This window comes from Amycolatopsis thailandensis (assembly GCF_042723255.1).
Taxonomy (GTDB): Bacteria; Actinomycetota; Actinomycetes; order Mycobacteriales; family Pseudonocardiaceae; genus Amycolatopsis; species Amycolatopsis thailandensis.
Genome location: NZ_JBHXJK010000017.1, coordinates 1 through 12679, shown reverse-complemented (window position 1 = coordinate 12679; position 12679 = coordinate 1). Strand labels below are relative to the sequence as shown.

13 protein-coding genes are annotated in these 12679 nt (G+C 67.4%); 9 read left to right on the top strand and 4 right to left on the bottom strand.

All coding sequences use genetic code 11. From position 1 onward, the window contains the following. Positions 1-39: 39 nt before the first annotated feature. Together ACFWMR_RS09305 and ACFWMR_RS09300 are read right to left on the bottom strand one after the other, a co-directional pair. Positions 40-546, bottom strand: coding sequence for a DoxX family membrane protein (locus ACFWMR_RS09305; protein WP_378277546.1), 507 nt, complete (start codon positions 544-546; stop codon positions 40-42). A gap of 130 nt (positions 547-676) precedes the next feature. Next, positions 677-1708, bottom strand: coding sequence for a glycerophosphodiester phosphodiesterase family protein (locus ACFWMR_RS09300; RefSeq protein WP_378378054.1), 1032 nt, complete (start codon positions 1706-1708; stop codon positions 677-679). Between the two features lie 71 nt (positions 1709-1779). Between ACFWMR_RS09300 and ACFWMR_RS09295 the strand changes: the two genes are divergently transcribed. The 8 genes from ACFWMR_RS09295 (at position 1780) to ACFWMR_RS09260 (ending at position 8681) form a co-directional block, all read left to right on the top strand. After that, positions 1780-2541 carry a MerR family transcriptional regulator gene (locus ACFWMR_RS09295; protein ID WP_378378053.1) on the top strand — a complete coding sequence of 254 codons (762 nt, stop codon included), beginning with the start codon at positions 1780-1782 and terminating at the stop codon, positions 2539-2541. Positions 2542-2801: 260 nt separating this feature from the next. Further along, positions 2802-3992 (top strand): ATP-binding protein, encoded by a 1191-nt coding sequence (locus ACFWMR_RS09290; RefSeq protein ID WP_044849423.1) that lies wholly within the window; start codon positions 2802-2804, stop codon positions 3990-3992. Between the two features lie 305 nt (positions 3993-4297). Further along, positions 4298-5119: an NPCBM/NEW2 domain-containing protein gene (locus ACFWMR_RS09285; RefSeq protein ID WP_378378052.1), complete on the top strand. Its 822-nt coding sequence runs from the start codon at positions 4298-4300 to the stop codon at positions 5117-5119. A 236-nt stretch (positions 5120-5355) separates the two neighbouring features. Further along, positions 5356-5505 carry a hypothetical protein gene (locus ACFWMR_RS09280; protein ID WP_005155873.1) on the top strand — a complete coding sequence of 50 codons (150 nt, stop codon included), beginning with the start codon at positions 5356-5358 and terminating at the stop codon, positions 5503-5505. A 234-nt stretch (positions 5506-5739) separates the two neighbouring features. Then, on the top strand, positions 5740-6663 hold the full coding sequence (locus tag ACFWMR_RS09275; RefSeq protein ID WP_378378051.1) for a bifunctional helix-turn-helix transcriptional regulator/GNAT family N-acetyltransferase: 924 nt from the start codon (positions 5740-5742) through the stop codon (positions 6661-6663). A gap of 73 nt (positions 6664-6736) precedes the next feature. Further along, complete coding sequence (locus ACFWMR_RS09270) at positions 6737-7093, top strand: YciI family protein (RefSeq protein ID WP_378378050.1); 357 nt, start codon at positions 6737-6739, stop codon at positions 7091-7093. Then, positions 7093-7467 carry a YciI family protein gene (locus ACFWMR_RS09265; RefSeq protein ID WP_378277549.1) on the top strand — a complete coding sequence of 125 codons (375 nt, stop codon included), beginning with the start codon at positions 7093-7095 and terminating at the stop codon, positions 7465-7467. The genes ACFWMR_RS09270 and ACFWMR_RS09265 overlap by 1 nt, the downstream gene beginning before the upstream one ends. Further along, positions 7464-8681, top strand: coding sequence for an RNA polymerase sigma factor (locus tag ACFWMR_RS09260; protein ID WP_378378049.1), 1218 nt, complete (start codon positions 7464-7466; stop codon positions 8679-8681). Before ACFWMR_RS09265 ends, ACFWMR_RS09260 begins: the two co-directional genes overlap by 4 nt. A 50-nt stretch (positions 8682-8731) precedes the next feature. Here ACFWMR_RS09260 and mctP read toward each other — a convergent pair whose 3' ends face one another. Together mctP and ACFWMR_RS09250 are read right to left on the bottom strand one after the other, a co-directional pair. Beyond that, positions 8732-10375 carry a monocarboxylate uptake permease MctP gene (mctP, locus tag ACFWMR_RS09255; RefSeq protein ID WP_378277551.1) on the bottom strand — a complete coding sequence of 548 codons (1644 nt, stop codon included), beginning with the start codon at positions 10373-10375 and terminating at the stop codon, positions 8732-8734. Beyond that, complete coding sequence (locus ACFWMR_RS09250) at positions 10372-10650, bottom strand: DUF3311 domain-containing protein (protein ID WP_378378048.1); 279 nt, start codon at positions 10648-10650, stop codon at positions 10372-10374. The genes mctP and ACFWMR_RS09250 overlap by 4 nt, the downstream gene beginning before the upstream one ends. A gap of 201 nt (positions 10651-10851) precedes the next feature. Between ACFWMR_RS09250 and ACFWMR_RS09245 the strand changes: the two genes are divergently transcribed. Further along, positions 10852-12468 (top strand): alpha/beta hydrolase, encoded by a 1617-nt coding sequence (locus ACFWMR_RS09245; RefSeq protein WP_378378047.1) that lies wholly within the window; start codon positions 10852-10854, stop codon positions 12466-12468. Positions 12469-12679 lie beyond the last annotated feature (211 nt).

The window sequence follows — 12679 nt, the reverse complement described above, 5'->3', positions numbered from 1 at the left end:
GTCCTATGGGGACCCCTCATGACACTCTCTGGAGCCGAGCTACTTCGTGATGGCCTTCTCGGCGCGCTTCGCCAGCTTCTCGGCGCGCTTCTCCGTCTTGGAAGCGGCACGCTTGGCGCGCCAGCCGAGCGAAGGCTTGCCGGCGGTGTCCGCAGCGGCGAGCAGCAGGCCACCGGCGAGACCGGCGTTCTTGATGAACTGGATCTGCTGCTGCTGACGTTCGGCCGGTTCCTTGACCTCCCAGAACCGGTGCGCGGCCAGCGTCGTCGGGACGAGGCTGCCGAGCAGCAGCAGCGAGGCCAGGCGTGGCGCCTTGCCCGCGGCGAGCGCCACCCCGGCGCCGACCTTCACCGCGGCGTCGATGCGGACGAGGGTGGCCGGATCGCGCGGCACCGATTCCGGCACCACGCCTTCCAGCTTGTCGAAGGACTCGGTGAGGAACGGCTCCGCGGCCTTGGCGTGCCCCTGGGTGTCCCTGAGCGCGCCGATCCCACCGGAGATGAAGATCGCGGCGAGGAGCGGACGTGCGACGCGACGGAGAATCACGGTCGTAACCTTTCTGGATCCGGGCCCGGGAAACAAACCTATCCCCAGTCTTCCCGCCCGCCACCTCGCCGAACCGCGCTAACGGAGTATCCCGAAATATTTCTCTGGCGCTAGACGAAGCTAGATTTCGCTAGCGGGCCGGATACGCCCTCGGCAGCTTGAAGCCGCGATCGGCCGCGACCTCCCGCAACCGGTCCGGGTAGTCGGTGATGATCCCGTCGACGCCGTCGTCGATCAGCTTGTGCATGGTGGCCGGATCGTCGATCGTCCACGGCACGACCTTGATGCCCGCGTGATGCGCCTCGGTGACCAGCGCTTTCGTCGTGAACGGCTGGTAGCCGGGGTCGCCGACCTTGCCGCCCTGCGGGTTGCCGTGCACCGGTGAAAGAGCGCTCGCGCCGAACGACTTCACCGCGCGGACGGGGCTGCCGCCGAAGTCGTCGATGTCGAGCCCGCCGAGCCACGGCGACTTGCCGGGTTGCCCGGCCTGCAGGAACTCCGGCTGGGTGAGGGCGACCGTCGGAATCCACGGCGCGACCTTCCGCAGGAGCATCAGGGCGCCCCAGTCGAAGCTCTGGACCGTGACGTTGTGCGCGAATCCGCCACGCAGGATCTCGCGCACCGCCCGCCGGACGAACTGTTCGCGCGGCGCGGTCTCCTGCGGGGCGGCCGCCTCGACCTTGGTCTCGATGTTGAACTTGATCCCCCAGGCGCGGTGGTCGCGCGCGAGCTGGAACAGCTCGGCGAGCGTCGGCATCTTGGCGCCGGGGGAGAGCGTCTGGCCGGGGTGGGCGGGCTGCCGGATCGAACCGCAGTCCAGCGTGCGGACCTGCGCGAACGTCAGGTCCTTCACGTATTTGCCGACATACGGGTACGCCGGGTCGCCGGGCGTCGCGGGCGCGGTGTCGCGGCACTTCGCGGGTGTCGTCTTGCGGTCGTGGGTGATCACCTCGCGACCGTCCTTGGTGATCTGGAGGTCGAGTTCGAGCGTGGTCACCCCCAGCTCCATCGCCTTGCCGAACGACGCGAGTGTGCTCTCGACCGTGAGACCGAGTCCGCCGCGGTGGGCCTGGATGTCGAAGGAGCGACGCGGATGCGCGTCGGCGACCCCGGCCGTGCCGAGGGTCAGCGCAGCGGCCATGACCAGCGCGAATGTCTTCATCCGGGAACCATGCCACGGTCGGGTGAACTTCGATTGACTTAGACGCAACGTCAACCTCTACCTTCGTGGACATGCCGAACGAGAAGGAGTGGTCGATCCAGGACATCGCCCGCTCGGCCGGGACCACGAGCCGCACGCTGCGCCACTACGGCGACATCGGGCTGCTCGAACCGAGCCGGGTGGGGAGCAACGGATACCGCTACTACGACCAGGACGCGCTGGTGCGGCTGCAACGGATCCTGTTGCTTCGCGAACTCGGGCTGAGCCTGCCCGCGATCGCCGAAGTGCTCGAAGGAGAGCAGGACACGACGGCGGCGCTGCGCACGCACCTGAAGTGGCTGGAGCAGGAGCGACAGCGGCTCGGACGGCAGATCGAATCGGTCAGGACGACCTTGAAGAAGACGGAGAGAGGTGAACGACTGATGGCAACGGAAGTGTTCGACGGCTTCGACCACACGAAGTACGAGAAGGAGGTCACCGAACGCTGGGGCGCCGACGCCTACAAGCAGGGTGACCGCTGGTGGAAGTCGCTGAGCGCCGAGGACAAGAAGACGCACCAGCAGGAGCAGAAGGACATCGCGGCCGCGTTCGGCGAGGCCCGCGCCCTGGGTCTGCCCGTGGACGGTGACGAGGCTCAGGCGATCACGCGGCGGCTGTACGAGTGGCTCCGCCCGGCGGTGCGAGCCGTCTCGAAGGGCTACTTCGCCGGTCTCGGGCAGCTGTACGTCGACGACCCGCGCTACGGGCAGTACGACGAGAAGCACGGCGCCGGCACCGCGGAGTACATCCGTGACGCGATGGCGGTCTACGCCGAGCGCAACTTGCGCGACTAGGAAGGTGGACGGGGCTGCAGACCCGTCCCCCGGCTGAACCACGAGGTCTCCCAAAGGGCGCTCAGCGCCCGACGGAGACTTCACGTCGCGCGCGGCTTTTGGCCGAAGGCCACGGAAACGCGATGAAGGGGCGCCATTTTGATCAAGGTGAGCGCAAACCGGAACTGCGCCTCTTCGACGCTTTTCCGTCAGCGCGACACGCCGTAGGCAAATATCACAGAATATCGGGTCCACGCTAGAAACGCCGATAGCGTGTGAGAGTGGATCCCATCCGCAACCCCTTCGCCCCGGGCGCCGGTCAACGGCCGCCCGAGCTGGCAGGTCGCATGCGCGAGCTGCAGGCCTTCGAGGTCGTGCTCGAACGGGTCGCGCGAGGAAGACCGGAGCGCAGCCTGATGCTGACCGGTCTGCGCGGCGTGGGGAAGACAGTGCTGCTGGGCGAACTGCGCTCGAAGGCCATCAAGCACGGCTGGGGCGCGGGCAAGATCGAGGCCCGCCCGGACACCGAACTCAGGCGGCCGCTCTCGGCCGCGTTGCACCGCGCAATCCGCGACCTCGCGGTGCGCCATCGTGCTCCGGACCGTGTCGAGCAGGTTCTCGGTGTGCTCAAGGCGTTCGCGCTGCGCGCCAACAAGCCGGACGCGAAGCTCCGCGACCGTTGGCAGCCCGGCATCGACGTGCCCGCCGCGCAGGGCCGCGCCGATTCCGGCGATATCGAGATCGATCTGGTCGAGCTGTTCACCGAGGTCGCGGAACTGGCCGCCGACGTCGGCACCGGGGTCGCGCTGCTGATCGACGAGATCCAGGATCTGCTGCCCGAGGACGTTTCCGCGCTCTGCGCCGCCTGCCACGAGCTCTCGCAGTCAGGGGCACCGCTGGTCGTGGTCGGCGCGGGACTGCCGCACGTGCCCGCTGTCCTTTCGGCGTCGAAGTCGTACTCGGAACGCCTCTTCCGCTACGCGCGCATCGACAGGCTGGAGCGCGAAGACGCCGACCTGGCCGTGATGGCGCCCATCGAACGCGAGGACGCGGGCATCGAACCGGAGGCGCTGGACGCCCTGTTCGACGCGTCCGGCGGCTACCCGTACTTCATCCAGGCGTACGGCAAGGCGGCCTGGGATGCCGCGCCCGCGGATCCGATCACCGTGAAGGACGTCCAGGTCGCCGCCCCGGAGGCCGAATCGGAACTGGCGGTCGGCTTCTTCGGCTCCCGCTACGAGCGCGCGACGCCCGCCGAACGCGAGTATCTGCTCGCGATGGCCGAGCTGACCCAGGGCAGGGACGAGGCCGCCGGCACCGCCGATGTGGCCGTCTACCTGGGGCGGAAGCCTTCGTCACTGTCGCCGGCGCGGGACAGCCTGATGAAGAAGGGCCTGGTCTACTCCGCCGAGCGTGGGCACATCGCCTTCACCGTCCCGCATTTCGGCCACTACTTGCTCGGGCGGGACTAAGCCTCTCTCAAGCTTTATAGCGTCAAACCTAGAAAGCCGTAGAAAGTGCTACTTTGGAGCTCTCACTCGACTTCAAAGCCACTCGATCAGGTGATTTCGCCTCACGGGAGCCGAAGGGCGAACTTCTCGAAGTCCGCTTCGGCGACGAAATCCGAGGTTTTCGGCGCGGTCGGCGCCGAATTCGGGCCATAACTGAGATTTCCGCCGACGGCGGGCGAAAACCACGGCCGAGCCGGGCATGCCCCCGCGAGGAGAATCGCCATCGTGCGCCATCAAACAGCCGCGGTCGACAAGGAGATTCGGTCGTGAACCTTCGCCGCCCCGGTGCCCCGCAGAACGCGGCTCCCCCCACCCGCTTCCTTCCTCAGACGCTCGGGATCATCGCCGACTTGGCGGCGGTGTCGGTCCTGATCGTCGGAGGCGGACTGCCGATCGTCTGGGCGACCAGCCTGGGCGCGGTCCTCCTCGGGGTGTTCGCGGTCTGGCGGCGATGGGGCAACTCCGTCGACGTCTGGCTCGTCGCCGGAGTCGCCGTCGCGGTCGCCGGGGCCGGAGTCTTCGGTTTCTCACTGGCCACGGAGCGAAGCGCCCCCGTTCAGTCACCCGGCTTGGCAGCCGCGACTCGCACACCGTCGGACACGTCGACGCCATCGGCACCGCCGCCGGCGTCAACGACGCCGGCCTTGGAAAACCCCCTGTCGGCACCGCCGTCCTCGATACCACCTCCGAACGGTGGAACGTGGCTCATCGACCTGCCGAAGATCGAGGGTGGCTACGGAAACTGGCGACGAGGTGAAGCCGCAGTCGGCGGCCAGACCCTCCGGCACAGCATGATCGGCACGACCTGCTCGAAATCCGACGACGGTCACGAAGTGTTCACCATCGACCAACGGTTCCAGACTTTCCACGCGACTCTCGGCATCGCGGACGGTGCCCCCGCCGAGACCGTCACGAGGTTCGTGGTGAAGGTCGACGGACAGGTGAAAGCCACCCGAGACCTGCGCCCCGGCCAGGTGGACCTGCTGGAGCTGCCCGTGACCAAGGGCAAGCAACTGCTCCTCCAGGTGGACAACATCGACTCGCCGTGCAGCGCGACGGCGGTCTGGGGCGACGCGGTTCTGCGCTAGTCACCCGCCGGGCCATCGGGACCGCTTCGGTCGTGTCACGCCGCCCCGATGAACCCCGGCGTTATCAAGAAGTGACCGGCGACACCAAATCTCTCCGGATTTCACCTCTCGTTGCCGATGATTCATCGGCAGGTGTGCCACATCACCGGATAATCGTTGGCTTCCTTGTGAAAAAGGGTGCATACTAGAAGCACAGCCACCGAGACACAAGACCCTCAAGGGGATGACTTAAACCGATGAACAACATCGCCGCCAAGCTCCGTGCCCGTCGCGCCGAGGCTCGCACTCGCCGGGCCCTGAACCGGGCGATCGACACCGCGGCCACCGCGACCGTTCGTCAGGAGCTCATCGCTATCTCCCAGGCGCATCACACGCACATGCGCTGATCCGACAACAACCGTTGTAGGTGTCGCCCATTCGAGTGACCTACGACACATAGTGCGTGAGGTGTAACGCCGCGGAACGCGGCGTCGATACCCACTACGACCCCGTGATGCTGGCGGACCCCCGACCTGGCAGCATCACGGGGTTTCCATATGTCCACCCCCGAAAGATTTCGCGACGTCACCGCTTCGCGAAGTAACACTTGACTTGGTCAACGAATCTGTTGAGATGGTCAAATGACTCGCGCAGCAGACCGGGTGGCCACCGTCCGGGCCTTCAACCGCCTGTACACCGGCGTGATCGGCATCCTCGACGAAGGACCGGCCGACGCCGAGTACTCCCTGAGCGAGGCCCGGGTCCTGTTCGAGCTCGCGCAGCAGGATCCGACCCAGGTCACCGACCTGCGCAAACGTCTCGACCTCGACGCCGGGTACGCGAGCAGGCTGCTCGCGCGACTCGAAGAACGAGGTCTTCTCACGCGCGAACGCAGCGACGAGGACGCCCGCCGTCAGATCGTCAGGCTGACCGAGAACGGCCGCCAGGCCTTCGCCGTCCTCGACGCCCGTTCGGTGGGCCGGATCGGCTCGCTGCTCGGCCGGTTCGGCGACGACGACCAGAAGCGGCTGCTCGGCGCGATGGACACGATCACCTCGCTGGTCGGCGAGCGCCCGTCGGACCCCACGCTGGTCCTGCGCCCGCCCCGCCCGGGCGACTTCGGCTGGGTGGTCCACCGCCACGGCGCCCTGTACTCCCGCGAGTACGGCTGGGACGAACGCTTCGAAGCCCTCGTCGCCCGTGTCGTCGCGGAATACGTCGACAACCGCGGCGAACCCCGGCAGGCGGGCTGGATCGCCGAACTCGCCGGAGAGCGCGTCGGCAGTGTCTTCTGCATGCCCGCCGAAGACGGTGTCACGGCCAAGCTGCGGATGTTGATCCTCGAACCGTCGGCACGGGGACGCGGCGTCGGGAAACGCCTGGTCACCGAGTGCGTCGAGTTCGCGAGGGCGGCCGGCTATCCGGCGATGGAGCTCTGGACGGTCTCGCTGCTGGAGGCGGCGAGGGCGATCTACCAGAAGGCAGGCTTCCGGCTGGTGAGCGAAGAGACGATCCCGGGCTTCGGCCACGAGCTCACCGGTCAGACCTGGCGGCTGGAGTTTTGACCCTCTTTCACCACCGGCGTCGATTTGCGGCGGGCTTGTTCGTCTAGGGACCATCGATCCCAGGGAGGACGCCATGCCGAACTACATCGGTTTCATCCGCGCGACGAAGGACTCGCACGAACACCTAGGCCCCGACGAAGCACAACGCGTGCTCGAGAACTACATGGCCTGGGCGGACGAGCGCACGAAGGAGGGCCGGTTCGTCAGCGGCGGCGGCCTGTCGAAGCGCGGCCGGGTGCTGCGCGGTTCCGGCGGCGATGTCGGCGCGACCGACGGGCCGCATACCGAGGCCACCGAGATCGTCGGCGGCTACCAGGTGATCGAGGCCGCGGACCTCGACCAGGCGGAGAAGATCTTCGCGACGCATCCGCATCTGGAGTTCGGGCCGATCGAGGTGCGCAAGATCGGCGAACGCGGCTGCGAGGACTGATGCCGAAGTTCGTCGGTCTGATGACCTTTTCGCAGGACATCTCGTCGGCGGAGCCCGCCGGTGACGGCATCGAGCGGTATTTCGCCTGGCAGGACGAGCTGCGGGCGTCCGGCAAGCTGATCGCGGCCGCCGGGTTGGCCCCGGAATCACGGGTGGTGCGCGCCGGGACGATCACCGACGGCCCGTTCACCGAGGCCAGCGAGATCGTCGCCGGGTATCTCGTGGTCGAAGCCGCTGATCTCGACGAGGCGGCGAAGCTGTTCGAGACGCATCCGATCGCGGTGGACGGTGCCGGGATGTTCGTGGTCAGCGAGATCGCGCTCGATCTCGACACCTCACGCGAGGAACACCTGAGCCGCTTCGGGCTGTCATGAGCCGCCCGGCCGGCGTGGTGGAGCATCTGTTCCGGCACAGCGCCGGGCGGATCGTCGCCACGCTGGCCAGGGCGCTCGGCCCCGAACGGCTGGATCTGGCCGAAGAGGCTGTCGCCGACGCTCTGGAGCAGGCTTTGCGCACCTGGCCGCAGTGCGGGGTACCGGACAACCCGCGGGGCTGGCTGTTCCGGGCCGCGCGGAATCGGGCGATGGACGTCGTCCGGCGTGAACAGACGCTGCGCGCGCTGCTGCCGCGGCTCGTGGAGCTCGGCGGAATCGAAGACGACCGGCGCACCGACGACGAGCTCGTGCTGATGTTGCTGTGCTGTCATCCCGCGCTGCCGATGGTGTCGCAGGTGGCGCTGACGTTGAAGACCGTCGGCGGGCTCGGGGTGAACGAGATCGCGGCGGCGCTGCTGACGAAACCGGCGACGGTGGCGCAGCGGCTCGTGCGGGCGAAGAAGTGGCTGCGGGAGTCCGGGAAACCGCTCGCGCTCCCCGGACCGGACGCGCTTGAGTCCAGAGTGGACAGTGTGCTGGCCGTGCTCTATCTGTTGTTCAACGAGGGCTACGACGCGACGACCGGAGCGGTCGCGGTGCGCGGCGAACTGTGCGGTGAGGCGATCCGGCTGGGACGGCTGCTGCTGGCCGGGCCGGAAACGGATCTGCCGAGGGTGCGGGCGCTGGTCGCGTTGATGCTGCTCCAGGCGAGCAGGCTGCCCGCCCGGGTCGACCGGGACGGCGATCTGCTGCTGCTCGACGAGCAGGACCGGGCCCGCTGGGACCACGCGATGATCGCCGACGGAAAGCGGCTGTTCGAGCGGGCGTGCACCGGGCCGGAGATGTCGGCGTACCACGTCGAGGCGGCGATCGCGTTGTGCCACAGCACGGCTCCGCCGCCGGATTGGCGCCGGATCGTCGGCCTGTACGACGACCTGCTCGCGCTGCGCCCGTCGCCGGTGGCGCGGCTGAACCGCGCGATCGCGCTTTCCATGGTGGAGGGCGCCGTCGCCGGGATCGCCGAACTCGAAGCCGTCGAGGCCGATCTACCGGACTACACGCTGCTGCCCGCCGTCCTCGGCGCGCTCTGGCTGCGGGCCGGCGACCCGGCTCGCGCCGCGGTCCACTACCGGCGAGCGCTCACGCTGCCGTGCTCGGAACCGCAACGCCGCTTCCTCACCCGACGCCTGACCTCCTGCGATCCAGCCTCCTGAATACGAAAAGGGCCGCGTCCGAACCGGACGCGGCCCTCTCACGGAACTGACTAGTGGACGCCGATTTCGCGGAGATCCTTGTCGTGTTCGTCGGCGTGGTAGTCCTCGGGCGCGGTGTCGTCCGTGCCGTTGAAGACCTTCATCCGCCGTGCGATCACCGTGAAGATCACGGCGACCAGCAGGTTCGCCACCAACGCCACGAACCCGACGTAGATCTGCACCGGCGAACCGCTGAACGGGTGCCAGCCGAAGATCGACAGCTTGTCCAGCGCCAACGCGGAGCCACCGAAGTGCGCCTTGCCGGTCGCCGGGTTCGGGATGTTGTAGAGCATGATCAGACCCCAGCCGATCCCGACCACCCAGCCGGCGATCAGGCCCCACCGGTGGAACCACCGCGTGTAGAGCGAGATCGCGACCGCGGGCAGGGTCTGCAGGATCAGCACGCCACCGATGAGCTGCAGGTCGATCGAGAACTGCGGGTCGATGAACAGAATGAACGCCACCGCGCCGAACTTGACGATCAGCGAAGCGAGCTTCGCCTGCTTCGCTTCCTGGCCCGGCGTCGCGTTCTTCTTGATGTACTCCTTGTAGATGTTGCGCGTCCACAGGTTGGCCGCCGCGATCGACATGATCGCCGCGGGCACCAGTGCGCCGATGCCGATCGCGGCGAACGCGATACCGGCGAACCACGACGAGAACTGCGTGTCGAACAGCACCGGGACGACGGTGTTCGTGTCGGGCTTGCCGGTGGCGTTGTTCGTGATCGGCTTGACCGCGGCGCTGATCGCCACGTAGCCGAGCAGCGCCAGCAGGCCGAGCACCAGCGAGTACGCCGGGAGCGCGACCATGTTCCGCTTGATCACGCTGCGGCCGCGTGAGGCGAGCACGCTGGTGAGCGAGTGCGGGTACAGGAACAGCGCGAGCGCCGAACCGAGCGCCAGCGTGGCGTACTGCAGCTGGTTGTTGGCGTTGAGCAGGATGCCGTCCGCCTTCGACGGCGTCTGGTCGAACTTCGCCTGCGCCGAGTCGAAGATCGCCGACCAGCCGCCGAGCTTCGAGGGCAGGTAGATGATCGCCACGAGGATCACGATGTAGATCAGGATGTCCTTGACGAACGCGATCAGCGCGGGCGCGCGCAGCCCGGACTGGTAGGTGTAGACCGCCAGGATGACGAAGGCGACCAGCAGCGGCAGGTGGCCGACGATGCCGGAACCGTTGATGCCCATGGTCCGCAACACCGCTTCGAGGCCGACGAGCTGCAGCGCGATGTACGGCATCGTCGCGATGATCCCGGTGATCGCGATCAGCAGCGCCAGCGTCGGCGAACCGAACCGGCCGCGGACGAAGTCGGCGGGCGTGACGTAGCCGCGGACCCGCGAGACCGACCACATGCGCAGCGCCGGCATCAACACGATCGGGTAGACGATGATCGTGTACGGCAGCGCGAACAGGCCCATCGCGCCGGCACTGAACATCAGCGCGGGGACGGCGACGAACGTGTACGCCGTGTAGAGGTCACCACCGAGCAGGAACCAGGTGATCCACGAGCCGAACTTGCGGCCGCCGAGGCCCCATTCGTCCAGGTGGTCGAGGGTGTTGCCGGCCTTCCAGCGGGAGGCGACGAAGCCGAGCACGGTGACCACCGCGAAGAGGATCGCGAAGATGATCAGCTCGGGCCATTGGATCTCGGTCACTTGACGTCCCCCTCGTCGAGCTCGTCCACGGACAGCCGGTCGGGACGGTCACTGGTCGGCTTGTCCTTCGTCATCACGAAGACGATCCACGTGCACAGGACGCCGACCGCCACGAACACGAATTGGAACCAGTAGAAGAACGGCATCCCGAACAGCCGGGGGCCGTCCGAATTGAACAAGGACGTGACCAGCACCAGCAACGGGATGATCAGCAGGAGGTTCCAAGAGCTGAACTGAAAGCCCCTCACCTTCCCGTCTGCCTTACCTGACGCCATCGGACCTCACCTAACGTTCCCGTACCCCGGATGGACCCGATGACCCTAGAACCTCTCGCCCATCCGGGTCACGCCCGCCGGATATCGATTTGATCAGCGACGCCCCATCCGACGAAGGGCGGTTGCCGTCCCGCTCTTCGCCGGATATCAATAGCCGCAGTCGCGAACGGAACTTCGCACGCAAGATCAAAGGGGCATCGGATGAAGAAACTCCGCTATGCGGTGGTGATCCCGGCTGTCGCCGGCACCATGCTGGCCGGGTTCACTCCTGCGTTCGCAGGACCGGAGGCTGCCAAACAGCAGCCTCTGAACTCCACCAACATTCCTGCGCAGTACGCGAACCAGAAGCTCGACTGGCACAAGTGCACGGCGAACGAGCTGCCGTCCGCGCCGCCTCCCGGCGCCGAGAACATCGAATGCGCGACCTACCGCTCGCCGCGCAACTGGTACAAGTCCAACGAAGGCATCGACCTGACGATCGCCGTCAGCCGCCTCGCCGCCACCAGCGGCAACGCGACGGCCAGCGTCATCACGAACCCGGGTGGTCCCGGCGCTCCGGGCCGTAACTTCCCGGCGCGTCTGCGTAACCAGACGAAGCTGCGCGCGAACCAGGAGATCATCGGTCTCGACCCGCGCGGCACCGGCAAGAGCACCAACATCACCTGCGGCAACGCGATCGGCACCGGCTCCGACCTGGACCCGCGCGACCGCAGCCGGGCGAACCTCAACCTGATCCTGGACGCCACCAAGTACGCGGCGGACTCGTGCCAGGTGAAGTCCGGCGAGCTGGGCCCGCTCATCAACACCGCCCAGACCGTCCGCGACATCGACCTGCTGCGTGTCCTCCTGGGCCGCGACAAGATCAACTGGGTCGGCTACTCGGCGGGCACCTGGCTGGGCGCGCACTACGCGCAGCAGTTCCCCACCCGGACCGGCCGCTTCCTGCTCGACTCGTCGACCGAGTTCACGACGACCTGGCAGAACTCGTTCGACGGGCAGCCGCTCGGCTTCGAGCGCCGCTGGCGTCAGGACTTCCTGCCGTGGATGGGCAAGTACGACAAGGTCTACGGCTTCGGCAAGAACGGTGAAGCCGCGCGCCAGAGCTACGAGAAGGTCCGCTTCGCGCTGACCCAGAACCCGGTCGAGGTGGACGGCGTCCCGGTGTCGGCCAACGCGCTCGACTCGACCATCGCCTCGTACCTGTACTCGAAGCGCAACTTCACGGCGCTGGCCGACTACCTGGTCAACCTGAAGACGCTGACCGAGGGCTCCGGCTCGCAGCAGCAGAAGGCCACGGCCGCGCAGAAGGTCAAGGCGGAGACCGTGGACGCCGACGGCGTCATCGGCCCGCAGCCGCTGTTCGTCCCGAGCGACGGCGACGCCTACAACGCCAGCTTCTGGTCCATCCCCTGCAACGAGGGCCCGTGGACCGGCAACCGGCAGAGCGTCATCCGCCAGTCGCAGAAGCTGATCGACCGCGATCTGCCGCTGCTCGGCGCCGGCTGGCTGATCCAGCCGTGCATCTTCTGGAAGAACAAGCCGGTCGACCTGCCGAAGCTCGACGGCCGCGGCGTCCCGCCGGTGCTGATCGTCCAGTCGGTGCACGACCCGGCGACCCCGATCGAGGGCGCGACCCGTGCGCACCGCGCGTTCGCCAACTCGCGGATGATCACCGTGACCGGTGAGGGTGACCACGGCATCTACGCCGGCGGCAACACGGGTGTGGACAAGGTCGTGGAGGACTACCTCGTCGACGGCAAGGTGCCGAACGACCAGAGCCTCCCCGGACTCCCACTTCCGGTGCCCGCGGGCGGCTGAAGCCCCTAGGGATTGTGGCCCCGTCGAGTTTCGGCTCGGCGGGGCCCTTCTTTTGAACGGTCCACAGACCTGTGCACAGAGTTGTCCACAGGCTGGGGGTAACTCTGTGACAGGTGGGTGGTGGTGTTGGCCGTATGGGGGGATCACACACAACCACACACACGCAAAAACGCCCCGTGCAGATGAGGGACAACAGCGTCGCGGTCGCGGT

Excerpts from the sequence above, each read along its gene's own strand:
- ACFWMR_RS09300 (WP_378378054.1), bottom strand. The coding sequence starts at position 1,708 with ATGAAGACATTCGCGCTGGTCATGGCCGCTGCGCTGACCCTCGGCACG.
- ACFWMR_RS09295 (WP_378378053.1), top strand. The coding sequence starts at position 1,780 with ATGCCGAACGAGAAGGAGTGGTCGATCCAGGACATCGCCCGCTCGGCC.
- ACFWMR_RS09280 (WP_005155873.1), top strand. The coding sequence starts at position 5,356 with ATGAACAACATCGCCGCCAAGCTCCGTGCCCGTCGCGCCGAGGCTCGC.
- ACFWMR_RS09275 (WP_378378051.1), top strand. The coding sequence starts at position 5,740 with ATGACTCGCGCAGCAGACCGGGTGGCCACCGTCCGGGCCTTCAACCGC.
- ACFWMR_RS09270 (WP_378378050.1), top strand. The coding sequence starts at position 6,737 with ATGCCGAACTACATCGGTTTCATCCGCGCGACGAAGGACTCGCACGAA.
- ACFWMR_RS09265 (WP_378277549.1), top strand. The coding sequence starts at position 7,093 with ATGCCGAAGTTCGTCGGTCTGATGACCTTTTCGCAGGACATCTCGTCG.
- ACFWMR_RS09260 (WP_378378049.1), top strand. The coding sequence starts at position 7,464 with ATGAGCCGCCCGGCCGGCGTGGTGGAGCATCTGTTCCGGCACAGCGCC.
- ACFWMR_RS09250 (WP_378378048.1), bottom strand. The coding sequence starts at position 10,650 with ATGGCGTCAGGTAAGGCAGACGGGAAGGTGAGGGGCTTTCAGTTCAGC.
- ACFWMR_RS09245 (WP_378378047.1), top strand. The coding sequence starts at position 10,852 with ATGAAGAAACTCCGCTATGCGGTGGTGATCCCGGCTGTCGCCGGCACC.